The 25,470-nt window shown below is 58.9% G+C and carries 22 protein-coding genes and 4 pseudogenes; 8 read left to right on the top strand and 18 right to left on the bottom strand.

The features are described from left to right. Positions 1-7: 7 nt before the first annotated feature. The gene (locus LB568_RS09085) at positions 8-628 is read left to right on the top strand and encodes a Tim44/TimA family putative adaptor protein (protein ID WP_224729906.1); all 621 of its coding nucleotides are present in this window, start codon (positions 8-10) and stop codon (positions 626-628) included. Positions 629-746: 118 nt separating this feature from the next. On the opposite strand, the gene LB568_RS09080 is transcribed toward LB568_RS09085, so the two are convergent. From LB568_RS09080 to LB568_RS09040, 9 genes are all read right to left on the bottom strand, one after another. After that, positions 747-1,568, bottom strand: coding sequence for a universal stress protein (locus tag LB568_RS09080; RefSeq protein ID WP_224729905.1), 822 nt, complete (start codon positions 1,566-1,568; stop codon positions 747-749). A gap of 194 nt (positions 1,569-1,762) precedes the next feature. Next, on the bottom strand, positions 1,763-2,059 hold the full coding sequence (locus LB568_RS09075; protein ID WP_224729904.1) for a hypothetical protein: 297 nt from the start codon (positions 2,057-2,059) through the stop codon (positions 1,763-1,765). A gap of 83 nt (positions 2,060-2,142) precedes the next feature. After that, positions 2,143-3,675: an FAD-dependent oxidoreductase gene (locus tag LB568_RS09070; protein WP_224729903.1), complete on the bottom strand. Its 1,533-nt coding sequence runs from the start codon at positions 3,673-3,675 to the stop codon at positions 2,143-2,145. 278 nt (positions 3,676-3,953) lie between these two features. Further along, the gene (gene fsa, locus LB568_RS09065) at positions 3,954-4,610 is read right to left on the bottom strand and encodes a fructose-6-phosphate aldolase (RefSeq protein ID WP_224729902.1); all 657 of its coding nucleotides are present in this window, start codon (positions 4,608-4,610) and stop codon (positions 3,954-3,956) included. 124 nt (positions 4,611-4,734) lie between these two features. Beyond that, the gene (locus tag LB568_RS09060; RefSeq protein ID WP_224729901.1) at positions 4,735-5,106 is read right to left on the bottom strand and encodes a DUF488 domain-containing protein; all 372 of its coding nucleotides are present in this window, start codon (positions 5,104-5,106) and stop codon (positions 4,735-4,737) included. Then, on the bottom strand, positions 5,106-5,324 hold the full coding sequence (locus tag LB568_RS09055) for a hypothetical protein (protein WP_224729900.1): 219 nt from the start codon (positions 5,322-5,324) through the stop codon (positions 5,106-5,108). Before LB568_RS09055 ends, LB568_RS09060 begins: the two co-directional genes overlap by 1 nt. A 38-nt stretch (positions 5,325-5,362) precedes the next feature. Next, positions 5,363-5,842 (bottom strand): c-type cytochrome, encoded by a 480-nt coding sequence (locus LB568_RS09050; RefSeq protein WP_224729899.1) that lies wholly within the window; start codon positions 5,840-5,842, stop codon positions 5,363-5,365. 47 nt (positions 5,843-5,889) lie between these two features. Further along, the gene (locus tag LB568_RS09045; protein ID WP_224729898.1) at positions 5,890-7,659 is read right to left on the bottom strand and encodes a GMC family oxidoreductase; all 1,770 of its coding nucleotides are present in this window, start codon (positions 7,657-7,659) and stop codon (positions 5,890-5,892) included. A gap of 23 nt (positions 7,660-7,682) precedes the next feature. Then, positions 7,683-8,456, bottom strand: coding sequence for a gluconate 2-dehydrogenase subunit 3 family protein (locus LB568_RS09040; protein WP_224729897.1), 774 nt, complete (start codon positions 8,454-8,456; stop codon positions 7,683-7,685). A gap of 152 nt (positions 8,457-8,608) precedes the next feature. On the opposite strand from LB568_RS09040, the gene LB568_RS09035 reads away from it, so the two are divergent. After that, on the top strand, positions 8,609-9,514 hold the full coding sequence (locus LB568_RS09035; RefSeq protein WP_224729896.1) for a LysR family transcriptional regulator: 906 nt from the start codon (positions 8,609-8,611) through the stop codon (positions 9,512-9,514). Here the strand turns inward: LB568_RS09035 and LB568_RS09030 are convergent. The 3 genes from LB568_RS09030 to LB568_RS09020 form a co-directional block, all read right to left on the bottom strand. Next, positions 9,511-10,341 carry an ATP-binding protein gene (locus LB568_RS09030; RefSeq protein ID WP_224729895.1) on the bottom strand — a complete coding sequence of 277 codons (831 nt, stop codon included), beginning with the start codon at positions 10,339-10,341 and terminating at the stop codon, positions 9,511-9,513. The genes LB568_RS09035 and LB568_RS09030 overlap by 4 nt on opposite strands. Positions 10,342-10,455: 114 nt before the next feature. After that, the gene (locus LB568_RS09025; RefSeq protein ID WP_224729894.1) at positions 10,456-10,980 is read right to left on the bottom strand and encodes a plastocyanin/azurin family copper-binding protein; all 525 of its coding nucleotides are present in this window, start codon (positions 10,978-10,980) and stop codon (positions 10,456-10,458) included. After that, positions 10,977-11,390, bottom strand: a complete 414-nt coding sequence (locus LB568_RS09020; protein WP_224729893.1) for a DUF5602 domain-containing protein — start codon at positions 11,388-11,390, stop codon at positions 10,977-10,979. Before LB568_RS09020 ends, LB568_RS09025 begins: the two co-directional genes overlap by 4 nt. Before the next feature lie 479 nt (positions 11,391-11,869). On the opposite strand from LB568_RS09020, the gene LB568_RS09015 reads away from it, so the two are divergent. The 4 genes from LB568_RS09015 (at position 11,870) to LB568_RS09000 (ending at position 13,628) form a co-directional block, all read left to right on the top strand. Continuing rightward, positions 11,870-12,343: a PTS sugar transporter subunit IIA gene (locus tag LB568_RS09015; protein WP_224729933.1), complete on the top strand. Its 474-nt coding sequence runs from the start codon at positions 11,870-11,872 to the stop codon at positions 12,341-12,343. A gap of 115 nt (positions 12,344-12,458) precedes the next feature. Beyond that, positions 12,459-12,923: a group III truncated hemoglobin gene (locus LB568_RS09010; RefSeq protein WP_224729892.1), complete on the top strand. Its 465-nt coding sequence runs from the start codon at positions 12,459-12,461 to the stop codon at positions 12,921-12,923. Positions 12,924-12,984: 61 nt separating this feature from the next. Further along, a complete protein-coding gene (locus tag LB568_RS09005; protein ID WP_224729891.1) occupies positions 12,985-13,446 on the top strand; it encodes an RrF2 family transcriptional regulator in 462 nt (153 codons plus the stop codon). A gap of 38 nt (positions 13,447-13,484) precedes the next feature. Next, the gene (locus LB568_RS09000; protein ID WP_181176674.1) at positions 13,485-13,628 is read left to right on the top strand and encodes a hypothetical protein; all 144 of its coding nucleotides are present in this window, start codon (positions 13,485-13,487) and stop codon (positions 13,626-13,628) included. 535 nt (positions 13,629-14,163) lie between these two features. Here the strand turns inward: LB568_RS09000 and LB568_RS08995 are convergent. From LB568_RS08995 to LB568_RS08975, 5 genes and pseudogenes are all read right to left on the bottom strand, one after another. Next, positions 14,164-14,829: pseudogene (locus LB568_RS08995) on the bottom strand (ABC transporter ATP-binding protein). A gap of 491 nt (positions 14,830-15,320) precedes the next feature. Next, positions 15,321-16,547, bottom strand: a pseudogene (locus LB568_RS08990) (MFS transporter). Continuing rightward, a pseudogene (locus LB568_RS08985) lies at positions 16,544-17,931 on the bottom strand (NAD(P)-binding domain-containing protein). The pseudogenes LB568_RS08990 and LB568_RS08985 overlap by 4 nt, the downstream one beginning before the upstream one ends. Positions 17,932-17,975: 44 nt before the next feature. After that, a pseudogene (locus tag LB568_RS08980) lies at positions 17,976-18,113 on the bottom strand (transcriptional regulator); the annotation flags it as partial. 149 nt (positions 18,114-18,262) lie between these two features. Continuing rightward, positions 18,263-19,084 carry a DUF4336 domain-containing protein gene (locus tag LB568_RS08975; RefSeq protein WP_224729890.1) on the bottom strand — a complete coding sequence of 274 codons (822 nt, stop codon included), beginning with the start codon at positions 19,082-19,084 and terminating at the stop codon, positions 18,263-18,265. A 370-nt stretch (positions 19,085-19,454) separates the two neighbouring features. Between LB568_RS08975 and LB568_RS08970 the strand changes: the two genes are divergently transcribed. Together LB568_RS08970 and LB568_RS08965 are read left to right on the top strand one after the other, a co-directional pair. After that, positions 19,455-21,248 (top strand): PAS domain S-box protein, encoded by a 1,794-nt coding sequence (locus LB568_RS08970; protein ID WP_013895487.1) that lies wholly within the window; start codon positions 19,455-19,457, stop codon positions 21,246-21,248. A gap of 619 nt (positions 21,249-21,867) precedes the next feature. Beyond that, positions 21,868-22,062 (top strand): hypothetical protein, encoded by a 195-nt coding sequence (locus LB568_RS08965; protein ID WP_224729889.1) that lies wholly within the window; start codon positions 21,868-21,870, stop codon positions 22,060-22,062. A 725-nt stretch (positions 22,063-22,787) separates the two neighbouring features. On the opposite strand, the gene LB568_RS08960 is transcribed toward LB568_RS08965, so the two are convergent. Next, on the bottom strand, positions 22,788-25,370 hold the full coding sequence (locus LB568_RS08960) for an EAL domain-containing protein (RefSeq protein WP_224729932.1): 2,583 nt from the start codon (positions 25,368-25,370) through the stop codon (positions 22,788-22,790). Between the last annotated feature and the right edge of the window lie 100 nt (positions 25,371-25,470).

Raw genomic sequence — 25,470 nt, 5'->3', positions numbered from 1 at the left:
GAACGTCATGAACGAAACCACAGATCCAAACAGCCACATCCTGCTCTTAGGGATCATCGCGTTCTATTGGGCCTTGCTGAGCACTTGGGGCCAAACCCAGCCGCGTCAATGCAACGACAAGGCCAAGCGTGATGATGCGCCGACGGGCCAACGGAACGACAGTGACGAACGCAGGGCCTCCGCCGATACCCTCTTGGATGGGATTCGAAAGATCGACCCGGATTTCGACGTCGCCGCGTTTCTGGCTGGCGCCAAGACAGCCTATGAAACTATTCTGCGGGCCTATGCGGACAGTGACATCCAGGCGTTGAAGCGCCTAGTCGGGCCGGAAGTGCTTGATGCCTTCGAGCTAGCCATTTCCGAACGCCGGGACCGCAAGGAGACGCTGCTTCTGACCTTCATCGGCACCAGCGAAGCAAAGATCGTCGATACCCTTGATGAGGACGGCACCACTGAGATTGTGGTTCGGTATGTTTCCGAGTTGGTGAGCGTTACACGCTCGGTCAACAACGAGATCCTCGCCGGCGATCCCGAGCAGATTGTTGAGGTGATCGACAAGTGGACGTTCGCCAGTGAAACCCAGTCAACGAAGCGGAATTGGATGTTGATCGCCACGTCAGGCGAGTAACGGGTATGTGCTCGTCCGGTAAGCCTGGTTGACAGCCTGGTCGCAGTCCCGAGCGCTGCGCGGCATCCGTGGATTTGTCAGCTTGTGACGATGCTCATCCCACTATCGAGTATCGCGATCAATTCGACATGACTCGATTCAGTCGACCATTTTCAAGCAGCGAGCGTGTAGCACCGCCGAAGATCCATTCCCTGAATCTGCTGTGGCCATAGGCGCCGGATATGATCAGATCGGCATGCATCGCGTCGGCGACATCGGCGATCGTCTCCCCATCGGATTTTTCCGGAAAAACGTCCGCCTTCGCCTCTACGCCGTGAAAGGAAAGTAAGGCAACAACATCGTCCAGACTATTCCAGGTTTCGTCGGTTGCGTCATTGTCGATCGTAATGACACGAACCTCCTGAGCCATTTGCAAAAAGGGCATGGCGTCAGTAACCGCGCGCCTGGCTTCACGCGTGTCCTTCCATCCGACAAGGATCTTGTCGATGCGGAAATTTTCCTGGTTGCTCGAGGCGACAAAGACTGGCCGTCCTGCTTGAAGGATCAGGCTGCCGAGATCGGTGGAACGATGGACGTTGCCAAAAGAGGCACCCTCGGGCGGTGCTGTGACGATGAGATCGGCCACACGCGCCGCGCTGATCAGCAAGCGGGTCGGATTGCCGACGGCCCCACGCCATTCCGTCTCAACCGTTGCGCCAGCAAGATCTTCGAATTCCGTGCGGAGGTCCTCAATTCGTCGCTCGATGTTCTTGCGGTGGCGCATCATGCTCTCTCCGTCGAAGGCCACTCCTCCTTCCATTACGACGGGCGGCGGAACGTCGGCGGCCGAGAGACCGATCAGGCGCGCATCAAACCGCTGGGCCAAATCGACGCCAAGCTTGACTACAGGAGCGATCATACCGTCGATATCGAGATTGAGAACGATTGACTTGTAGCCCATTGGGCGTTCCTTCCATGTTGGAGATGATGCCGGCTGAGCCAACGGGAAAAAGTCAACAGACATCCTGCCGCGCAACGCGGCTTCACCAGGCGGCAACCTCAAAGCTGGAGGTCTACCTGCACAGTTTCAAAAAAGTCGATGATGAACGATCGTTGTGATGAGAAGTGCGCCGGCCGGCGGAGAACGTCCTCTCCCTACTCGAACATGATCCGAGCGGTACCTCTTTTGGCGATCAACATTCTACGAGCCTCCTGGATCCGCTCAGCCTGTTGTTTGGTATAGGGACCCATCGGCCGGGTCTTTTCATCGCCGCGACGGACCCGGCAGTACCAGCGGCCTCTGTCGGAAAAAATTTCGACCGAGGTCGGTGCATCGTTAGCAGCCTGTCTGGCGAGCTCGTCGATGAATTTCACGACCTTTGAATAGTGCTGGGCGGACCCAACAGTGCGAAAACCGTCGGTGACGCCAAGTTCCTGCTGCAGTGTGGACATAGTCGAACTCCTTTCAGTCACAACCACATTCCCGTTCGCCATTTTGACGGCGCTCTTCGGCCCGGATTGCCGCAGAGCGCTCGCTAGGCTATTTGGCGCTCTATCTCGGCCTCGGCCTCCAGGCTCTCTATGTCACGGAAGATCGAAGCGACTGCCAGCGTGCGCCCATCGCGCTTGAAGCGCAGCAGGCAGTCCCTGGCACCGATATCTCCCTCGACCGCGATCTCGTCCCATTGCCCAGCATGGCCGACATAGTTGATGGGCACGTCGTAGTGCTGGCTCCAGAAGAACGGCACAGCTGCGAATTTCTCGCGATGGCCGAGCATGTTCAGGGCCGCGGTTTGCCCCTGCCTCTCTGCAACCACCCAATGCTCGACCCGAATGTTCTCGCCAGTGTGAGGATCCGGCCACCGCGCAATGTCGCCGGCCGCGAATATGTCCGGTGCGCTCGTCTCCAGGAAGGCATTCACGGTGACGCCGCGGTCAAGGACGAGCCCCGCCTTTTCGGCAACCCCGGTTCGCGGCCGCACGCCGACGCCGACGACGACGAAATCCGCCGCCAACGTACCGCCGCTGCTAAGTTTCACCTTCCTGCCGTCGATGCTGGTCGGCGTGTTCTCAAGATGGAATGCGACGCCATGCTCCTCATGGAGTGCGCGGATGAAGTCGCCCATTTGCGGACCGAGGACCCGTTCCATGGGCCGCTTATCCGGCGCCACGACATGAACTTCGATATTGCGCGCGCGCAGGGCTGCGGCAACTTCCAAGCCGATGAAACTGGCTCCAAGCACGACGGCGCGCCGCGCGGTCGTGGCTCGCTCGACGATCGCCTTGCAATCTGCAAACGAGCGCAGCGTGTGAACGTGTGGCTGGTCGGCGCCACGGATGGTCAGGCGGACAGGTTCGGCGCCGGTCGCAATCAGCAACCTGTCGTAAGGAATCCTTCCTTCATCGATGAGGACGACCTCGCGGGAACGCAGGTCGATATCAACGGCCTTCGTATCGAGACGCAGGTCGATGTTGTTTTTTGAATAGAATTTCTCGCCGCGGACCGGGATCCAGTCCTCCGGAGCCTTTCCGGCGAGGTAGTCCTTGGAGAGGTTGGGCCGGTCGACGGGCGGCGCATGGTCGTCGCTGATCATGACGATGCTGCCCTGGTACTGCTCCCGCCGCAGCATTTCGGCCGCTGCGAAACCCGCTGCGCCGCCGCCGACAATGACGATTTTCTCGGGGGCCCGGCCAGCGCTTCCGCCGCGCGGCTTCGGCGCCGTCCGTTTGAGTTTCTCGCCCACGAATATCCGACCATCACGTTGTTCCACCGACCAGCAAGCGAGTGGATTGAAGGCAGGCGCTCGCAAGGCTTCGCCTGTGCGCAAATCGAAGCAAGCATGATGCCACGGGCACCGAATGGTACCCGCCACCACAAGTCCGTCACCGAGCGGTCCGCTATAATGTGTGCATGTCGCGCCGATGGCGAAGATCTCCGCCCCGCGGCGCACAAGCAATACCTGCTCATCGCCACGATGGCCGACAAGCTTTCCGCCATCGGGAAGGTCTGACAGCGCGATCCCCTGCACCAGATCCGGCCCGGTTAACTTGGTATCAGCTTCAGCCATATTCTTCTCCTTGGCGATCCGGTATCAAAATCGCTCGTGCGGCGAAGCGGCAATCCCACTGCTTCGGGATACCTTCTGCCTGGCTAGTGCGCCCTTCAGATTCTCAGCACCAGCTGCGCCAGCATTCCGACTGCGTGACGCATTGGGCTGAGTGGCTTCACACTGCAGTTTCCCGCTCTCGCGGATATCATGCAAACGAATTTAATCGGTAGTTGAGTGCAGTTTTCATGATGGTTTCCTTCGGAGATTCCACTGCGCCTAACAGGATTTGCGCCCAATTACAGGATTGCCTGCCCAGTCTTTCCCCAGTCGGCAAGAAAGGACTCCAGGCCCTTGTCGGTGAGTGGATGTCTGGCGAGGCTTCTGAGTATCGCTGGCGGTACCGTGGCGACATCTGCGCCTGCGATCGCCGCCTGTTTGACATGGAGAGGGGTGCGAATTGAAGACGCCAGGATTTCCGTCGTAAAGGATTTGTCGTTGTCGTAGATCTTGCGAATTTCTCGGATCACCTCCATGCCGTCCAGACCAAGATCGTCGAGCCTGCCGACGAACGGCGAAATGAAGGTCGCGCCTGCCTTGGCTGCGAGCAGCGCCTGGTTGGCTGAAAAGCACAGGGTGACATTTACCTTGTGGCCGAGCTGACTGAGAGCCCGGCAAGCCCTGAACCCATCCCAGGTCGACGGCACCTTGACGGCCACATTGGCGGCGATGCCGGCCAAAAGCTTTCCTTCGGCGACCATGCCGTCGAAATGGGTCGCGGTGACTTCCGCTGAAACCGGACCCTCGATCGTCTGGCAAATCTCCTTGACCACATCCCTGATCGGTCGTCCGGTCTTTGCTATAAGCGACGGGTTTGTGGTCACCCCGTTGAGCACGCCAGCGGCGGCAAGCTCACGAATTTCGGATATATCGGCGGTATCGACGAAGAATTTCATCGTCTTCTCCTCTAAGGTGAACGCCCATCGATCATTGGATGGGTGTTTTCTGCTTTGGTTCCCGGAGAGTTTGTTGCCGTGGCCGCGATCGCACGCCCAATGGCAGTGGAGTAGCGCCCCATCTCTATCGGTGTCTCAGCAAAATCTCTCTAAGGACGACGGCGTCGTTGTGGACCTCGTCATGAGCCGAGTAGACGAGTGTAACGGTGCCCTGCCGTATCAGGTCGCGCAGCTGGTCCAGTTCATCGCGATGCTCATGGATTTCCGCCGCATATCGCCAGCGGAATTCCTCCCAACGGGCTGGATCGTGTCCGAACCATCGCCGAAGCTCGGTGCTTGGCGCGAGTTCCTTCATCCAACAGTCGATGGCGGCTTCGGTCTTCTTGACCCCTCGCGGCCAAAGCCGGTCGACCAACACTCGCTTGCCATCGTCGGTAGCGGGACTCTCATATGCCCGCTTCAATTTCACCTCCTCGTCGAGAATGTTTTCGTTCATTAGCGTCGTATCCCGTCTGTCTCCGTCTCGTTGACAGCATCAAGAAGGTCGGAGAATTCCTTTCTAAGGATCGCCTCGTCGGCTTCGTCCGATACGACCAAAAAGACGTCGCCGCGATATCGCTCGATCCAGTGACGACCCGCACCATGGCTGCGCAGGTAGTTCCCGATCCGATGGATCGAGGAATATCCCAGGCCGTGGTGCAGCAGGAACTTCATAAAGGTCGTGCTTTGCGATCCGGAAGGTTGCCCCTGACTCAAGGGGCGACCTTCTGTCCTTGGGCGTTGAACTGTTTCAGATAGGCGATCACGTCGGCGATGTCCTGGTCCTTGCTGAGACCGGCAAACGTCATCTTTGTGCCGGGGACCAGTTTGCGTGGTGCGTGCAAATAAGTCGTCAGCGTCGGTTCATCCCAGGTCAAACCGGAATTCTTGTTCGCCGCTGAATAGTCGTAGCCCGGATACACGCCGGCCGCTCGGCCGACGACGCCGTTCAAGGCCGGACCTACTCCGTTCTTGGCGTCTGGGCCGACCGAGTGGCAGGCCATGCACCTCTTGAAGACGGTTGCGCCGGCTTCGGCGTTGCCGGGGGATGCCTCCAGCGCATGGGCCGACCCGACTGTAGTGAGAATTGCGGTTGTCAATCCGAGCAAAGTCGATTTCATGGTTGCTTCTTTCAACGAGTTAAGGGTTGGTTTCGGTCGACTGCCCTTGGCAATCTGGGGATTGAAACGCACCCAGTCTGCCGGACCCGAACCGCGGATCCGGATCCGGCAGCGTTGCCTCAGGAGGGAACCAGTGGGCCGGGGCTCTTCAGATACGTGTTCTTGATCGCGTCCACCGCCCAGTAGGCAAGAGCGCCTACGGGTCCGGTCGGGTTCTTCCCGGCGTTCTGGGGAAACACGCACGCGCCGGTCACGAACACGTTCGGGACGTCCCAGACCTGAAGGTATTTGTTCAGGACGCTGGTGTTCGGATCGGCTCCAAACACTGCCCCGCCCGTGTTGTGCGTGCTTTGATAAGGCACGATCGAATAGGGCACGGGAGGGATGCTCCGATCGACCTTTGTCGCACCCATCTCCTTGGCGATCTTCACGCAGATGTCGGCCTGGCCGTTCATCTGCCTGACTTCGTTGTCCTGGAAGTCGAATGTCATCCTCATCAATGGACGCCCGAAGACGTCGGTGTAGGTCGGGTCGAGGCTGAGATAGTTCTGTCGGTAGGCCATCACCGCGCCCTGGTTGCCGACGCTGGCCGCGTGGTCGTAATTGTCGACAACTGCCTTCTTCCAGGCGGAGCCCCAGCGCGGCGTGCCGTGCGGAGTTGGATGCGACTGGATGGGCCGGGCGCCCGAGTTGCTGCAGCTGATGCCGCCGCCGCCGATGTAGCCGGCCTTCACGAAATCGTAGTTGTCGCCGTTGAAATCGTCCATGGTCGTGCCGAGCGCGCCGGCGCCCATGAAGCGATTGAGGATGGTTTCCTTGTCGAAGAAGGCCGTAGCCCCGCCACCGCACTGATACGCGTAATTGCGGCCGACCACGCCCTTGCCCATGGCCGGGTCATAAGGCACGCCGATGCCCGATTGCAGCAGCAGGTTGACGTTGCCGAGCGCGTAGGCTGACAGGATGATGAGGTCGGCAGGCTGTTCGAACTCCCGCCCGCGTGCGTCGAGATAGGTGACGCTGACCGCTTTCTTGCGGGTCGAGTCGAGATTGACCTTCAGCACGATCGAGTTGGTGCGCAGCTCGAAATTCGGGTTCTTCAGCGCCAGCGGAATGACGGTGAAATGCGGGCTGGCCTTGGCATTGGCCTCGCAGCCGAAACGCTCGCAGAAGCCACAATAGTGACATTGGCCGAAGGCCACGCCATCGGGATTGACGTAATCCCGCGACGCATTTGACGACGGATTGGGGAAAGGGTGGTATCCGAGATTACGGGCCGCCTTCTCGAACATCACCATGCTCTGCGCGGCGATCATCGGCGGGTTGGGGTATTCCTCCTTTCGCGATCCTTCGAAGATGTTGCCACCATCGATCTTTCGGCCGTTGATGTTGCCGGCCTTGCCGGAGGTGCCGCAGGTCTTTTCGAACTTGTAGTAATAGGGTTCGAGATCGTCATAGGTGATCGGCCAGTCCTGCAGGTGCATATCCGATGGGATGATCTTTTCGCCGTATTTGTCGACCGTCCGGGCGCGCGCCTGATGATCCCATTCGAGCCAGCGCCAGGTGACGCCGTTCCAGTGCACACCGGCTCCGCCGACACCCTGGCCAGGCAGGAACGAGCCGAGTTGCCGCATCGGCAGCGCCGTTTGCGATTCACGGTTGCGGAAGGTGATGGTTTCCCGCCGGACGTTCTGCATGAGATCGTAGCGGGCGGCGTAGCGCAGTTCGTCATGGATCTGCGGGTCGATGAAATCCGGATTGGTGTCGCGCGGGCCTCCCCGCTCAAGGGCGACAATTTTCAGCTTCGTCGACGCGAGCTCCTTGGCGATGATGCCGCCTGTCCAACCAAGACCGACAATCAGGACATCGACAGCGTTGAGTTTGGTGGCCATGTTACAGTCTCCTTTTCCGTCGGCTAGATGAGGTCCTGAATGCCTTTGGGTTCAGCCTTGTAGGGCCTGTTCCGGAAGGGTTCGATCTTGTCCATGTACATGGCGTCGGCGCCTGGAAACCCGATCATCTTCCAAGCCGCTCCGTCCTTGTTCCCGCCATACATCGGGTCGGCGAAATAGCCCTCGATCGTCAGCTGAAGCAGCAGCCCGAAGAAGGTCGCGGTGGGCACGGTTCGGAGCTCGACCTTCTCGCTCTCGAGATCGGCCAGCACCGCGGCACGATTTTTTGCCGAAAGGCCGTCGAATGTACTCTTGTGGTTTTTCTGCACGAAGGCATTGACGTCGGCGATGCCGGCCCGGATCAGTTCCGATGGCGTCATCGGCAATTGATAGCCCTGCTCGGGCGTACCCTCGCCAAATGGTCCTTCCAGATACAGGCGGTCACCCTTGCCGTATCCACCTGCCATCTGCCGGTCGATGTAGGTCGCAACGCCAAGTTCCTTGGCGCCGGGGCCTGTTGAATCGCTTGGAAGGAGCGTATCGACTGCCGCTTCGATGAAGGCGGATTCGTCTACATTGAAGAATTCATAGCCAGAACCTCCAACATGCGGTGTAGTGGCGGCGGTCACGTGGTGATTTTTTTTATTTGCGGTGGTCGCAGCCATGATTTCGTCCGCCGATGCGGATCCGCCAAGTGGCAGAGTACTCGCTGCCGCTCCGGCAGCTCCGGCCGCGCCGAAGAGCTTCAGAAAGTCGCGCCGACCCACATCGCCTTGGCTCTTTTCTTCCCTTGACATGATTCCTCCTATGACGCTGTAGGCAAAACAATGGGGACGATGGAGAGAGCTTGCGCTCGCTCCAACCGGCGCTGCGCAGCATCCAGCGCTAGGCTTGGTGGATTTGTAAGGAAGCCTATTAGCAGTACGATCTATTTGACAAACGAATTTGATTGACATTTGAAGGCAATTTTTATGCTATCCTAGTCGTGGATATCGAGCTCGCCCGTACCTTCATCGAGATCGTTTCGACCGGAAGTTTTATTCGGGCTTCGGAACGGCTCAACGTCGCGCAGACGACGGTTAGCGCGCGTATCCGCAGGCTCGAGCAGCAGCTGGGCCGGCCGCTTTTTGTCCGGCATAAAGGCGGGGCTTCGCTCACTCCGGCCGGTGAGCAGTTCCTGCGCCACGCGCCGATGTTCGTCCAGCTATGGCAACGCACTCTTCATCAGGTGGCCGTGCCCCCGGGACGCCGAGCGGTCCTAACCGTCGGCAGCGAAGTCAGCCTTGCGCAACCCCTTCTGCTCGATTGGGTCCGATGGATGCGCGGATCGCTCCAGGACATTGCACTTCGAGTACACGTCGACGTGCCACAGGATTTGATCAACCAGGTCGCGTCGGGAATGGTCGACCTGGCGATCATGTACGCACCGCCACACAGACCAGGTTTGAAGATCGATCTGCTTCTGGAGGAAAAACTCGTCCTCGTGACTACCGATTCCGAAGCGCGCCTCCTGGACGAATCCGATTATGTTTATATGGATTGGGGGCCGGATTTTGGCCTTCACCACGGAATGAATTTCCCGAGTGCTGCGCCCGATCTTTCTTTCGATCTCGGTCCGCTAGCACTGAGCTATGTTCTTGCGACTGGCGGATCCGGATATTTCAGGATGAGTTCTGTGCAGCCTCACATAACAGCCGGCCGGCTGCATCTTGTGCCCGAGATGCCGCAATTCTCCTATCCGGTGTACGCGGTGCAATCCGCAAGCGCGGACGAGAGCGTAGTAGTTCCCGCTCTTGCCGGCCTGCATTCCGTCGCACGCGACATCAAATCGCAGGATTCCTTTTTCGACGCTTAAGTAGCCTGTTCGATCGATGGGAATAGGAGGTCGACTGTCGTTCCGACGCCTTGCTCGCTCGCAACCCGGATCTGACCACCAACCATCTTCGCCAAGGCCTGCACGTGCGACAGTCCTATCCCTGTGCCCTTCTCGCCCTTCGTCGTGAAGAAGGGTTCGAATGCCTTTTGCAAGACCTCCGGAGGCATGCCGCAACCGTGATCTTTCACGCGAACGCACGCGTAGGTTCCCGGCCCGGGCGGGTCTGGTGACGCGGCCGTCTGCACCAATCGCCCGGTGATGACCCGGATCTCGCCGCCGTTCGGCATGGCATCCCGCGCATTGATGACGAGATTAAGCACTGCTGCGTCGAAAAATGCGGGATCGATCAGGCATTGCGGGATACCAGAACCAAGTTCGAGCTTCACTCTGATGTCTGGTCCCGCGCCATACCTGAGGAAAGGCTCGAAAGAGCTGAGAAACTCATTCAAATTGCCAGCGTGGGCATCGAGTTCCTGATGCTTTGCGAAAGCGAGCAGCTGCGACGTCAACTCGATCCCTCGGTCGATTCCTTCCCGTGCGGCGGCAATGTAGGCCCGCACACTTTCGGGCTCGTCGGCTCGTCTCTCCGCAAGCCTTAGGCCGGATTCGATTACTGCCAGGAGGTTCCTGAAATCATGGGCAATTCCGCCAGTCATCTCGCCCAGGGCGGCAAGCCGATGTGTCGCACGCTCACGTTGTTGGACAGCGGTTAGGACGTTGATGGGCATGTCCGATACATGAGCGCTCTCGCCGTGCTCCATTTGGGAGCGTGATTGAATATCGCGCGGAGGAATATTGCCTGTCATGAAGGTCGCCCCCAATCAATCGATAACTAGCGACGGTCAGGAAACTCGCGCTTCCCCTCGCATGGTCGTATTCAGTCCTCCCTGTCGCCGATAGTCGTATGTCCAATGGATGGCCTAGGCGCGCCGGACGATCCTTTTCGCCATAATGTCTTCGACCGTCGGAAACGCGTTGAGGGCCTCCTCTGGGAGGCCGTCATTGGCCCCGGCAAGTTCAGTCCAGCCGTTCGTCTCGGGTTCGCCGACAATGATGCGGCCGACCATTCCGGCGTGCTCATGCGGGATGCAATAATAATCGTAGACCCCCTGTTCAGTGAAGGTGACCGAAAAGCTTTCGCTTGGCAGGAGGTAGTCGGAATCCCACGATTTTGCCGTCTTGGGCATACGAAGCGATCGCCCGAAGTTTGTCGGATTGTACGCCGTGGTCGTGTGCGAATTGCCAGGATTGAGATTGGTCCAGCGGACCGTCTGACCTGGTTTGATCAGAATGCCGATCGGGTCGAACCAGACGTGCGAGCCCTCGTCGCGCCCTTGCATCCCGATGTCCACCGCCCTGCTGGCCCATGCGGTCGACGGGAATAGGGAAAGGGAGGCGGCAAGCCCACCGCCCTTTCCCAGCATCTCACGACGCGTGAGCGTCATTTGGCGACCCGCGCTTCGTCAGGAACCGAGACATGCCAGAGCACGACGTGGGCATGCGGGACTTCGACGCCTGGATGGCCGGCATTGTAGTAGACATCGACGTGGTCGACATTTCCGCCCGGGGCCGCGAGGTCGTCAAAACGCTTGTCCGGATTGAGATCCTTGATCGGCAGCATGTAGATGGTGCTGACAAGCTTGCCGTCGTGGTCGTAGGCAAGGAACGGCCCGACCGGCAATGTAGCCGGATCAACGAAGAGTTGGCCCATGCCTGGTAGGAAGTCGGGCAATTTCACTAGCTTGCTGACCTGTTGGTAAGGAGCAGCTGGCGGGGATTTGGTTACCTCGTTCGCCGCAAAGGCGCAACACGAGCTACCCGTTGTGAGGACGACTGCGAGGGCGAGATGTTTCATCACGCTATCTTCCTTCTTTGACTAAAAAAGCGACGACAAAAATCTGGACAAGTTTGGCAATGCGCTTTTCATTTGCTGGCGCGGTGTTTGCGCCCGCCCAGCAAGCAGGAGACCATTCTGTTCGTCAAACGAAATTAATTGCCATTTCAGTGCATTATTTCTGTTCGTAAAGCGGACACTGTTTTGGTTGATTTCGAAAGAGTTTTTACTATTTCCAGATTGCTATGAATATGTTTCAGACTCGATTTCGACAAAGTCGAAACGCCTCAAAACAGGCTCGTAGCCCGGACGCGAGAGGGCGCTGGCGTCGCGTCCGGGACAGCCAGGACCTCCATTTCGTTCCTTGTGAATTCTGCCCTGCTTAAGCAACGCGGCTGGACGCCATTTAAAGATGCGTGTCGCACGAGGTTGGCTCTGATGATCTCCCCCACCTTGTCAGATGACGACATTTTGCTCGGCCTTGTGACCAAGGGAAAGCAATCGGCCCTGTCAAAAATTGCCGTCAGGATGCTCGGAGAACTGGGCTTGACGAGCAGGTAATTCTGCGGGGTCTTTTCGACCGGGAGCGCCTCGGCTCAACGGGCATCGGTCGTGGCGTCGCGATCCCCCACGCTCTGCTCAGTACAATCTATTCGCCGGTCGCATCTTTGACACGCTTGGCTCAACCCATTCGCTTTGATGGTCCGGACGACGATCCCGCGGATCTCATTTACACTGTGCTCTGGCCGAGCTCTGCCACTCCCACCTTTCTTCCTGCCCTTTCGCGAATATGTCGCCTGCTTCGGGCACCTCATGTTCGGGAGCAACTGCGGCTGGCACGGTCATCTGATGAGGCCTTGGCGACTCTCGAAACTGAGCCGAATCAGGAATTCCCCGCCAATTTAGGTAGTTCCCGCCTCAGGCCTGGCATTGTTTCAGGGCTCGTCATTCGCGGCTTGGTCGAACATACCTAATTCTGGTGAATTGTCGCGCAATAAGATAGATTGACAATCTATCTTTTATGGAGGATTCATCGAAGAGCGACCAAGGCCGCAGGCAGCTTGCGTCGGAGAAAACAGGAGCTACGCAATGACCGGAAACGGTCGAAGCAAGAGAACAATCGTGGTCGACGGTGTGCCATTGCCCGACATACTCGACGAGGCAATGATCCGCCGTGTAGTCCACGGTTTTTATGACGAAATTCGTCGTGATGATCTTCTCGGTCCCATCTTCCGCGATCGGATCGAGCCAGATAAATGGCCGCAGCATCTGGCGAAGATGTGTGACTTCTGGTCTGCAACTCTTCTTCGGACATCCCGTTACGGCGGCAGGCCGCTGCCGCCACACCTGGCCATAGCCGGTCTCGACGCTCCGCATTTCCGTCGCTGGCTAATGTTGTTTCGGACGACGGTGCGTCGCATTTGTCCGGCCGAGGTGGCGACGCTTTTTATGGATCGCGCGCTGCGCATCGCCCACAGTTTCCGTCTCGCGATAACCTTCAACCGCGGCGAGCCCACGATTGGGATCGAACCCATCGTCGAGAAGGACCTGTGATGCAGCATCGGTTTGTGAGTGGCTTCCGCCAATGCGCACCAATCGGCGACAGGAGATATCCATGCGGCTGACCGCCTTCTCGGACTATGCCTTGCGGATGCTGATGTACGCCGCCTCAGCTGCCGATCGCCTGATTACGATTGAGGAAACCGCCCGCACCTTTAAAGTGTCGAAGACGCATCTGAACAAAGTGGCCAATACCCTGACCCGCAGCGGCTATTTGAAGGCAATCCGCGGCCGTTCCGGAGGCCTTGTTCTGGGTTGTCGGCCCGAGATGATCCGGATTGGCGACGTAATACGACTGACCGAGCCGGATTTCGCCCTTGTGGAGTGCTTTGCCTCCGGAAACCAGTGCGTGCTGACTGCCTCCTGCAAGCTCTCAGGCATGTTTGGCGAAGCGATAGCCTCCTTCCAGAACACTCTTGACCGCTACACGTTGGCCGACATCGTGCTGATGCCCGGGGACTTCCTCGGCTCCCCGACATCACCGGCTCGTGTCGGGTCGGCACGCGGCGGCGAATAATGTAGCGCCGGCAGCTTTCCCTCGAACGGAGACGAGCCATGGCTGAACCAAAGAAGAACGATCAACAGGTAACAAAGACGATTGATTCTGGCATCGACCCGGACAACAATCTGCTGCCGATGCTCATTGGCGGACTTGTCCTCATAGTGATCGGCGCGGTCATCGTGATGATGTTTGTCTAGTTGCGCGGAACGGGGAGCGTGACGCTATTAACCCACGCTGGTCCGAGTGCCTGGACGAACCGAGCTCCGATTTGGTGGGCGCCGGTGTCGAACGGCATCGACCGAGATGGCACAGACCGGTTAGAAAATGGTAGTGGGGATGTCATAAGACGCGCTGCTGACGTTCGAGCTCTCGCCGCACAAGCTTTCGAAGGCGCATGCCGTACTTCGTGCCTGCTGCGAGATAGATGAGCCCATGGAAAGAAATCAACCGCAGCCTGGCGCCACTGTTCGAATGGACGCCTGACGCCCAGTGGCTTGCACAGGTCTGCATCAAGCATTGCCCGGCACTGCGGCAACTCTTTTGGCGCACACAAGCGGCTGAAATAGCTCTTGTGCCTCAAGCGTTCTGCAAATTGGGGCGGCCATAATGCTGGTCATTTAGCTTGGTGCAGAGCGAGCTTCTTGTGACGCAACTCGTCCATGTCCTACGCAGGGATGGACTTTTTGCTGGGAGAGCGGCTCGCTCATGGCCATCGAGCTCGAGTCGCACCACCTACAGCCCGAGATATGCCTTGCGCACTGCCGGGTCGTCGATCAGCGCCTTTGCCGCGCCATGGTGGACGATGCGGCCGGTCTCCATGACATAGCCGCGATCGGCGCCCGAAAGCGCCAGGTGCACGTCCTGTTCGACCAGCAGGATCGTGACGCCTTCCTTGCGGACCGCCCGCCAAAACCTCCAGCAACTGCTCTACAATCACCGGCGCCAGGCCAAGGCTCATTTCGTCGATCATCAACAGCACCGGCGCCGCCATAAGACCGCGCGCCATGGCACACATATCTGCTGCTCGCCGCCCGACAGCGAGCCGGCAAGCTGGAGACGGCGCTCGCCAAGACGCGGAAACAGGCCGTAGATACGTTCGAGGTCCCGACCGATCGCCTGGCCGTCGCCGCGCCTGTAGGCGCCCATCAGCAGGTTGTCCTCGACGCTCATCCGGTCGAAAAGCTGGCGGCCCTCCGGCACCTGAACCAGCCCTGTGCCAAACGCCTCGTCGGGCGTCATCGGCGAAAGGTCGCGGCCGGCGAACTCAATCGTGCCGGTCGAGCCGATCACCCGCGACAGCGCTCTCAGCAGCGTCGTCTTGCCGGCGCCGTTGCTGCCCACCAGTGCGACGATCTCGGCTTTATTGACCTCCAGCAAGACCTCGCGCAGCACCGGCATGCCGCCATAGCCGGCCCGAGGCTGGACACCTTCATCAGGGGTGCCGCATTGTTCTGAGCTCCTCGCTTCGAAGATCTGGCGGGCAACTTCCAAAACCGGTTCTGACATCCGAATTTCTCCCATAAGCGCACGCGATTGGGGCTGAGGCGCAAGGCAGAAAGTTTGGAAAGCTTCTAAAACTCCAGGGGAATTGGAGGCCAGAGCGGATGTTGCGGCCAATGGATATCGTAGCGAACGTCCGCAATGAAGCGGCAATTCTCGTCGGCAAAAGAGGGCCCGAATCGGAGTATCGGCGGCTCTGTCGTGGGAACGAAAAAGGAAAAGTAGCAGAACTTTCGTGTGCGATTTTTGCACACAACATCTCGTAACTAGCTGATTTTCTTTATGTATCTTCCCCATCCATCATCCGATTTATATCCGGCCCTATCCGCCGCTACCCGCCATGGAACGCGAGCTTGTCGGTCCAGCACATGGCTCGTAAACAACCGAGGCTATTTCGGCTGAATTTGAAAGCCACGCCGACTGAAAACCAGCCAGCCCAATGCGCATGCCAAGCCGACGTTGATCAGTGCCAGGCCGGTGAGCGTGGCCAGTGTGCCGTAGGCGCCAAAGCGTTGCAGCAGCAATGCGCCAATGGACGGTGCTGCTGCCTGGGCGATCAGGCTGGGCATGGCAAGGCGGCCCATCAGTTGGGCGTATCCGTTAGAGCCGAACAAGGCGAGCGGTAGCGTACCGCGAGCAATGGACTCCAACCCGATGCCCGCCCCGTAGAACGCGAGCGCCTACGGCACGATCGGCATGCCGACCCAGAGCGCCGAGACCCCGATTGCGACGAAGGCCACCGACGCGAACTTGGTCCAGATCGGGTGATGAAAGCGCGCGATCATCATCTCGATTGTGCGTGCAGCGACCTGGGAGGGACCGACGAGCGCCCCAAGCGCCACGGCCGCAGTGAGAGTCTTGCCGCTCTTTTGCAGGATCGTTAGAAGATGCACCGACAAGGTCGAGGAGATGACGGCGGCAAGCGTAAGAGTCGCGGCCAGGACAACCATGATCGTGAGATGGCGGCCGATTGGCAGAGCCGGCGTCGCTGCCGCGTTCGGTCCGGCTTGGGCAGACGGTTGAGGCACGCCGCGAGGCAGGATCACGAGGTAGAGCGGCAAAGCAATGAAAAGCTGAACGGCGGCGTAAACCAGACAGGCGCCGCGCCAACCAATCTCGCCCAGCAGAAACGCCGAGATCGGCCAGCACACTGTGCTCGCCAAGCCACCGAACAGGGTGAGCGTCGTGATGGCGGACCGCGCCCCATGACCGTAGAGCCGGCCAAGCGTCCCAAACGCGGCGTCGTAAAGCCCTGCCCCCATGCCGAGGCCGATCACCAGCCAGGCCCCGATGTACGCGGCCAAATTGGGCGCGACCGCAAGTCCGATCTGGCCAAGGCCGATGCATCCCGCGCTGAATGCCAAGACGTTTCGGCCGCCGTGTCGTTCGATCGAGGAACCGACATGCGGCGAGATGACTCCCGCCGTGAGCAATCCAAGAGACAGGCCTCCGACGACCCAGGCCAGAGGCCAGCCGGTATCCGCAGCGACTGCCGGCGCAATGACCGCGGGGAGATAGTACGATGATCCCCACGCCATGATCTGTGTGACGCCAAGCGTGGTGATGATCGTGCGCCGGCTGCGCACGGTGGTGGTCGGCTGAGGCGAAGAGGTCATGCCGCGGCGCTGCAGCCGCAGCCAGACTTGCCACTCTCCTTGGCCTGGACATCCGCAACACAGCAGGCATCAACCGCCGCTGGCGCCGGGCCACCGCAACAGCCTTCGGCTGACGAGCCGAAAAAGGATGCCGGCACCGTGCAAACTCCCGTCTCCGGCAGAACCAGTTGAACGGCATCGGCGGCCGCCATGTCACCGGCGATCGCCGCCGCGACGGAGCGGGCCTGCTCGTAGCCCGTCAACAGCAGGAATGTCGGAGCGCGACCGTAGCTCTTTATGCCGACGGTATAGAACCCCGGTTCGGGGTGGCTGAGCTCGCGGTGGCCATGCGGCGGGACGTCCCCACAAGAGTGCTCATTGGGATCGATGAGAGGACCGAGGGCCTTCACGCTTTCAAGCCATGGATCGAGGTCGAGCCGCAGCTCGCGGGTCAAGGCAATGTCCGGGCGCTGGCCGGTGGCCGCGATAATCCTGTCGACGGGACCGATGGTTTGAATACCGTCTTTTGTTTGCCCTTCCACGAGCAGGCGGCCGTCAACCTCCCGGATTGCTGTCGTGGCAAAGCCCGTGACAAGTTGGACGCGACCGCTTTCGGCAAGCTCCCTCACTTCGGAGCCGAGTTCGCCACGTGCCGGCAACGCGTCGGCATCGCCACCACCGTAGATGCGGACTAGGTCAGTGCTGCGCGTCGTCCAGATTGCTGAAGTGCCCGGGGCGCTTTCTGACAGCTTGGTCAGTTCCAGCAATGCGTTGGCTGCGGAATGACCAGCCCCCACCACGAGAGTCGTACGCCCCGCGTAGAGATGGCGGTCCCGGCCGAGTACATCAGGTATGCCGTAGGCGATCCGGTCGCCGAACTCGTTTTCGCCTTCGGCGGACGGGCCTCCGGCGCCAAGCGGGTTGGGTGTTTGCCATGTGCCCGAGGCGTCGATTACAGCGCTGGCCGCATCCCGGCGCCGGCCGCCGGCAGTTTCGACCATCAGCATAAAGGGCTTAGTTGCACGCTCTTTGCTGACAACCTTGTCCGCACCCCATCGGGACACCGCGACGACGCGAGCATTTGTTTCGATGGACGGGGCCAGTTCCGGAAGTTGCGCGAGCGGGCTGATGTATTGGGCGACGATCTCACCGGCAGTGGGGAATGCCTCGGGCTCGGGCATTCTCCACCCATGGCTTTCGAGCAGCTGCCGGGCGACGGCATCGACGCAATAGCGCCAGGGCGTGAAGACCCGCACGTGCCCCAGTCCAAAAGGTTCGAACCGGCATGCGAGCCGGCCTCGTAAACCTCCACCTTCAGCCCGCGGCGGATCAGTTGGGCTGCCGCGGCCAAGCCGACCGGACCGGCGCCGATGACTGCCACCGGTAGATCTGCGATTGCGTCCATTTTTCGATCCTTCCAGTATCTTCGAATTACGCAGGTAAAAAAAATCAGGCCATGGCTTTGCTGGCCGCGGGCGCACATTTCGCGTCGGCACAGCACTCGTCGGCCAAATAGCCAATCAACGCATTCATTCCGGGATAGTTGGCGCGGCAGATCAGCGTCGTCGCCTGGCGTTCTTGCGCAAGCCCGGCTGAAGCCAGGCCAAGGTTCCAAAGCGTTCAGGAACCTTTCAGTCGCAATTGCAGAACTTTCGAACCTCAGAGCGAACTATCTCGTCTCGCGCACAGATCAGCAGATAAAGGCCGTTCGGCGACTGTCCGCTCTGACGTTGGGGCTAATGGAGCAACCATGAAAACGCCCGCCGCAAAAATGCTTCGCCACCCGTCCTGACAACCTCACCGTGCGCCACGACGACGTGCTCGGGGTGCTTTCCGATCAGCTCACGAATCTTTGGGCGCGCTGTTGAGCGGTTGCGGAAACTGACCCGATAGTCGATCGGGGGATAACCCCACCCTTCGATCATTTTGGAAACTCTTGCGATTGCTCGCATCCACCAAGGCCAATGGTGTTTCAAGAACGTCGCGCTGAAGGTCTGAGAGAGGTCGGCGATGATGGCGGTCCGCGACGCGCGGTGGAAGAAGATCAGTTCGTCCATGAATGGCGAATTGGTGAAGTAGAATTGGTCGACCTGCCCGTTCCATTCGGCGGGCGGATTGTCGGCCAGTACCCCGCAAAAGCGGAGCTGCCTGCACTTTGCGATTGTCGTCGCCGTCGCCCACACATTCGCATCCGGGAATGCGGCCTGCCAGTCCTCCAGAAACAGATAGTGCAGCTTGTTGGGGCTGACGATATGCCGAACAGGACCCAGGGACCGAATCTCGGCCTCAATTGCTGCCGTTCTTTCGACTGGCGACCATAGCCACAGTCCGCCGTCGGCAAGACGCACGACGACCATGCGTGTTGGATAGTCGAAGCCTTTGAACGATACGACTCCGCCATCCGCAAACCAAAGATCCGATCCTAGCGGCTCCAGCATGTGGGGAAATCTAGTCCGCCAGATGAACGCTTTCCACCCCCTCAAGGGCGTCATGGTGCGATCGAGGCGGTATCGAAAGCGATCGCCCGACACGGCCGAACAACCGCTTTCGCCCTGCATATCTTTTCACAGTCAGGTCCGCAGGCCATTCTGTAAAGTTCCTCACGACCTGCTTGGGCATACCAAGCCGATCCAGGATCGCGCGGGCATGTGGTTCGCGAGCAAACGCTCTGCCTGTGCACACGACGATCCCAAAGCTACGTGAAGCCCGCCTCGGAAAGAGCAGTCTCCATCTCCGCGGCAATCAAGGCTTCGTCGTCGACGACCAGGACGAGAGGTTTGTCCATGTGAGGCACGGTGGTTTCCGTCCGAGCTCAGATTTGCATGCCTCCACAAGCTCAATCAAGAGGAGCGTCCCGCGAGGGACGAGCTACAGGAACAAATTGGCGACACCCGCGTTACCGCCGGTTGAGCAGAAAGGGGTTTTGGGATGAATGAAGTGCCGCAGGCGAATGTTGTCGCGTTCAAGAACCCGGACATGCCTTGTGAGGATAATCGGAACTTCGACTACCAGGATTTCTTCGAAAACGGCGCCGTTGCGCTCCATCTGGTAAGTGCGGATGGTGTCGTTCTTCATGCCAACCAGGCCGAGCTCGACCTTCTCGGGTTTCCGGCGCAGGACTATATCGGTCGCCACGTCGCGGAGTTCTATCCCGACCGGGAAGTGATCGAGGACATTTTGGACCGCCTCTCCCGTGGCGAGAAGATCGCCAGATATCCGGCGCGATTGAGAGCCCACGACGGATCGATCAAGCACGTTGAAATTTCTTCCAGCGGGCATTTCCGCGACGGCAAGCTAATCAACACACGCTGTTTCACTGTCGATGTAACCGACCTGGAACGCACCCGCACGGAGCTCAAGCGGCAGGACAGCACCTATCACCAGGTCCTCGACAGTCTCCCTGTCGCCATCTACACGACTGACCCGGATGGGGTCATCACCTACTACAACCGAGCCGCCGCCGAAATGGCGGGCCGCGAGCCCGAGATCGGCAAGGACAAGTGGTGCGTGACGTTCAAGCTGTTCACACCGGACGGCAAGGACCTTCCTCACGATGAGTGCCCCATGGCGATCGCGCTGAAGGAAAACCGCCCTGTGCGTGGCCAGCAGGCGATAGCGCAGCGCCCTGACGGATCTTTCTTCCCATTTCAGCCATATCCGACGCCGCTCCGCGATGAGACGGGCAAGCTGATCGGTGCCGTCAACATGCTGTTTGACCTCACCGACCGCCAGAATGCCGAGGAGGCCAGGCACCATTTGTCGGCGATCGTGGAATCCTCGTTCGATGCCATCGTGAGCAAGGACCTGAACACCATCATCAAGAGCTGGAATCGCGGCGCAGAACGGCTGTTCGGCTACACCGCCGAGGAAGCGATCGGCCGTTCGGTGACGATGCTGATCCCGGATGACCACCAGGACGAGGAACCCCGCATCCTCGAACGCATCCGCCGTGGGGAAGTCGTCGACACATACGAGACGGTCCGTCAGCGCAAGGATGGCAGTCTGGTTCCGGTCTCGCTGACGGTATCGCCCGTGCGCAGCGCAACCGGGCAGATCATCGGCGCATCGAAGATTGCCAGGGACATCACATCGGCAAAAGAGAACGAGCAGCGGATCCGCATGCTGATGCGCGAGGTCAACCACCGGGTCAAAAACCAGTATTCCGTCATCCTTTCGATGATCAGGGAAACCAACAAGCGCGCCGAGAACCCTGCGGTGTTCGAACGGCAGGTTCGCGAGCGGATCATGGCCCTGTCACGCTCGCACGATCTGCTTGTCGCTGGCGATTGGAGAGGCGTGACCCTTTTCGAACTGCTGCTGTCGCAAGCCAAACCGTTCGGGAATGAGGGGCGGATTTCCATGTCGGGACCATCCATAGTGCTGAGCCCCAACGCCGTCCAGTATTTCGGCATTGCCTTTCACGAACTCGCGACCAACTCAGCCAAGTACGGCGTGCTTTCGGGAGACAGGGGCACGATTTCCGTCCAATGGCATACGAACGGTTCGGGAGATTCGAAGCTCTTTAACCTCGCCTGGGCCGAAACCGATGGGCCGAAGGTCCAGGCCATCGGTCAGGGCGGCTTTGGAACCGTGGTGCTGAAGCGGGTAGCGCCTGAGGCTGTCGGCGGGAAGGCCGATCTTGAGTGTGGCTCGCATGGGATCAATTGGACGCTGGAAGCGCCGCTGGCTGCCGTGGAGGCATCTGTTGTGAGTGAGGCCTAGGAACTCGGCATTCGGTGGGTAGGTAAATGGACCGTCCCCTGTTGGGGCCTCAATTAGCGCCGCTTCCCGGACCGCCACCAGCTGTTCTTCAGGATCCAGCCAGAACACCCAACCTGCGCGTCCTGCACGAGGTGCTGTTGAACACCGTGCGGCGAGCCCCGGGAAGGAAGTCGAGTTCATCCGGTGGGACACTACAGGACCGGTGCTGCCGCCTGGAGGTGGGTGGCGCCTCGTAACAACGGGTTTAACGTGGGGATAACCGCCAACTAAGAAAGGGGCGCTTCGTCCCATGTCATCAATTCGATTTGGATCTGCAATCACAAAATATTAGATTGACGCTGCTCAAGTATGGATGTTCTTCTCTGAAGAAAACGCGAAGCATCTCGCGTCGCGCAAACCGAGAACGGGGATGGTGGGTGGAGAACCAAACGAGGTGCTGGTTAAACAGTCGAGAACCGGTGGATCGTCCGTGTCGTTGAGAGTGGCGAGTCAACGGTCGAAGTGTTCGCGACGCAGGCTCTTGCCGAGTACTACGCACACAATCATCGAAACAGACTTGGGCTTCCCGGGAAGCCGCCTGTAGAACCGGTGGGATTGCGAAACATTTAGGGCCAAACAATTGGACAAGACAGTCGATTTTGTCGTCAAGGACGTCTTGGATCAGCCCGGACAATCCGATTCCGGGATCTTTGTTGAACTCGTTGACCCCGAAAGAGGCCACGTTCGTCTCCACCTCACGACTGCTACTGCGGAGCTCCTTTGCGAGCGCATAGCCGATGCGCTGGAACGCCGCTACGGCGATGGCGCCAATTGAACGGCAGTTTTGATATCCACGGGAAAATGCCCCCGCACCGCGATCAATTCCCGATGGTAAGAAGAAGGTCTCGAGCGAGCGGTCCTGAGGAGGTAGGACAGACATGTGAGATTTCCAACCGGGCATTTTTAGTTGCTGCGGACGCAAGCGAGAGAGGAGTGTTTCTCTCAACCTCCGGGCAGTGGACTACAGCGAGACGCAGCCGGGACCATTTCATAGGCCTTGCGTGGCCTGCAACCCAAGCGAGGACGGTCTCCTTGTGGCTCAAAGCTGCCGTTCAAAGGTAGCAAGCGTGGGACTTCGTGCTGACACGCAATCTGGCGTATGTGCAAGAAGTCGATGCCTTCAAAGCTTCCTAAAACCGAATCTAGTGTCCCACTTTGTTCAAAAGCAACCGCAATTCGGACTGAGGCGCCACCCAGAAATTTCGAAAAACTTCCAAGAACCCCAGTCAATCACGAATTGTAGAACTGTTGAATGACCGCTTGCCGTGAGCAGACTGGCGGCCTTGGGCGATCTGGACCGGACAGCTGCCGTTCCGCCAAGCAGGTAGCCGGTACGACCGTTTTCGCCCAGAGCCGTCATGTTGTCACGTCCTTGTAGATCCAGATTGCGGGGAGCGAGATATTGCCTTCTGACACGATGTATAGGCGAAGGCGCTAGCGTCAACGTCCGCGGTTCCAGTATATGCGAAGCAGGCAGGCAGCAAACGCAGCAGCTATCACTCAGCTGGCCGCACGCAGACGCCGAGAGCGAACCAAGACCTTCAGGCGGTCGGAATCCAATGCCTGCCCAAAGGCATAACCCTGCAGTATATCGCAGCCCAACCCCTTGAGCACGCGTGCGTGCTCCATCGTCTCGACGCCTTCCGCTATAACCTCGATACCCAAGGACTTGCCAATTTCGATGATCGACGAGACAACCTGCCTTCGTTGCGGCGATTCGACAATTGGGATGACCAGCTGCCGATCTATCTTCAGTCGGCGAGGCTGTAGCTTGAGCAGGCTGACTATGGAGGCATAGCCGGTGCCAAAATCATCTATCTCTATATCAATGCCCAGTTGCTTGATCTGGTCGACATTCCAAGTCACCAAATCGTCGTTTTCATCAAGGAAAATGGATTCAACAAGCTCGAACGAAACTGTTCCCTTCTTGATATTTAGTTCTCTCAAGCTCTTTATGAGTTCTTCGTCCTGAAGCCGCCGTGCCGAAACGTTGACCGATACGCGCGGTATATGAAGACCCGCAGCAGACCAGCCTTGGAAATCTGAAAGCGCTTGGTTCAGTATGGTTCGATCGATCGTCGACACGACATTTAGTTCTTCTGCAATCTTTAGAAAGACATCCGGCGCTAAAATACCCTCCTTTGGGTGTCTCCATCGCGCAAGGGCCTCGACTCCGACAATTTCGAGCGTTTTTGCGCTAAATTGGGGCTGGTAGAAGGCTATGAACTCGTTACGCTCGAGGCCGCCAAGCAGCTCATCGGCAATCCGCTTTGTGTCGACGATTTCGCTTTGCATCGCCTCAGTGAAGAATTCGTGTCGATTGCGCCCACGACTTTTTGCTCGGTAAAGCGCGATGTCGGCGTTCATCAGCAGGTGCTTGGCTTCGGCGTCTTTTCGGTTGTCGACTGCAATTCCCACGCTGACACCAAAACGGCATCGGTGACCGCGGTAGTAGACGGGTTCGCCCATCTGACTGATGATGCGGTCAGCCAGCAGCGCTAGTTGCTTGATATCGTCATTCACCGTGCACAGGACGACGAATTCGTCTCCTCCGATCCGAGCGACGAATCCCCCATTCTCGACCTTGGATCGGAGGACGGCAGATGCGTGTACCAACATCGCGTCACCCGCGGCATGGCCAAGAGTATCGTTGATGTGCTTGAACCGGTCCAAGTCGATGTGAAGCAGGGCCGCATAGCACCCATCACGCTTTGCATTTGCTGTGTACTCCTCCAACATCTGGTCGAGGTAACGACGGTTGGGCAGACCGGTCAGCGAATCGTGAAGCGCAATATGCTCTATGCGCGCCTTGGCTGCCCCGAGTTCCGCATTTTTCGACTCAGACAGCTGTTTTGCGCGAACCAGATCGGTATTCAGCAAAACGTCGGCTGTTACATCCCATTCCGCACCAATCATTTTGGCCGTCTCGTTTGGAGCCTGGTATATCGTCGCCTTGGCTCGGACATGACGAATCTCGCCGTCCGAACGAATAATCCGGTACTCCGACGAATATGTTCCGCGGCTGGCCACGGCACGGTCGAAATCTGCGTTGGCGCCGGCTAAATCCTGGGGGTGAATTGCCCCCGCCCAATCCGAGTAGCCGCGAGGTCCTCCATCGCTGGGTTTGCCATATATTTCGTTGACGCGGTCGTCCCAGGACAGATCATTGGTCGCGAGATCGTGTTCCCAAACGCCAATAGCCGACGCCTCCAGAGCGAGTTCGAGGCGTCTCGACAATCGACGCAGTTCCGCATAATTGCGCTGCCTCTCGCCAATCAGACGACTGGTGACCAAGAATGGGATCACAACCAGCGCCCCGGCCGCGGCCATGATCGCGCGCAAGAACCACGCGTTGCTAGGTGTCGAAGGCCAGCCGCTTTTGGGGATGGCCGCTATTTGCCAGGAACCTGAGGGGAGCAGAACTTCGGCCGTCACTGGATTGCTTTTGCGGACGCCGATATCGCCGAAGAATTGATCTCCACGCGGGCCGAGGGCGTCTTTACCGATGAGCGCGACGTCAATCCCGAGATCATCGTCAAACAGGCCGCTCGCCCTGTAAAGGCGCTGCACGTCGACAACGGCGGAAATGATGCCCCAGAATCTTTCAGTATTGCCCGCGCTCGGCACGAAAACCGGAAAACGGCCGATGAAGCCTTGGCCGCCCTGCTTCAGGTCGACCGGACCGGCTAGAATCAACTTGCGCTCGTCTCGTGCCCGCAGCGCGGCGTTGCGCTGCCGATCGTCCATTCGGTAATCGAGGCCCACCGCTTTCTCGTTGCCCTTCAGAGGGTACATTAAGGAAACGACCAGATCGGGCGCGCCAGCAATATTGTTCAATTGCGAGTCGCCGCCAAACAGGTTGCTCGCGAGCGAGGCGAAGCGTTGCTGTCCCATATAGGGTTCAGTCACGACCGTCGCGACCAGTCCATGCACGAGTTGAAGGTTTCCGTTGATGTTCCCTTCTAGCTTGGCGCGGATCAGATTGACCTTGACCAGAACATCCGCACGAGCGGTTTGGTCCGAAACGATTTTGTTCTGGTGGTCCGCATACGCTGCGCTAATCGCAATAACCAAGACCGCCATTGCGGCCGGGATGTTTGCCGAGGAAAAAACAGCATCCTTTATGCCGCCGAACCTAGCGCCGAAAAGAGCCAATAGGGTGAGACTCCCCTGTGTTGTTCAG

This window comes from Mesorhizobium sp. B263B2A, assembly GCF_020165775.1.
In the GTDB taxonomy this organism is placed as follows: Bacteria; Pseudomonadota; Alphaproteobacteria; order Rhizobiales; family Rhizobiaceae; genus Mesorhizobium; species Mesorhizobium opportunistum.
This window is presented reverse-complemented; position numbering and strand designations above follow the sequence as displayed.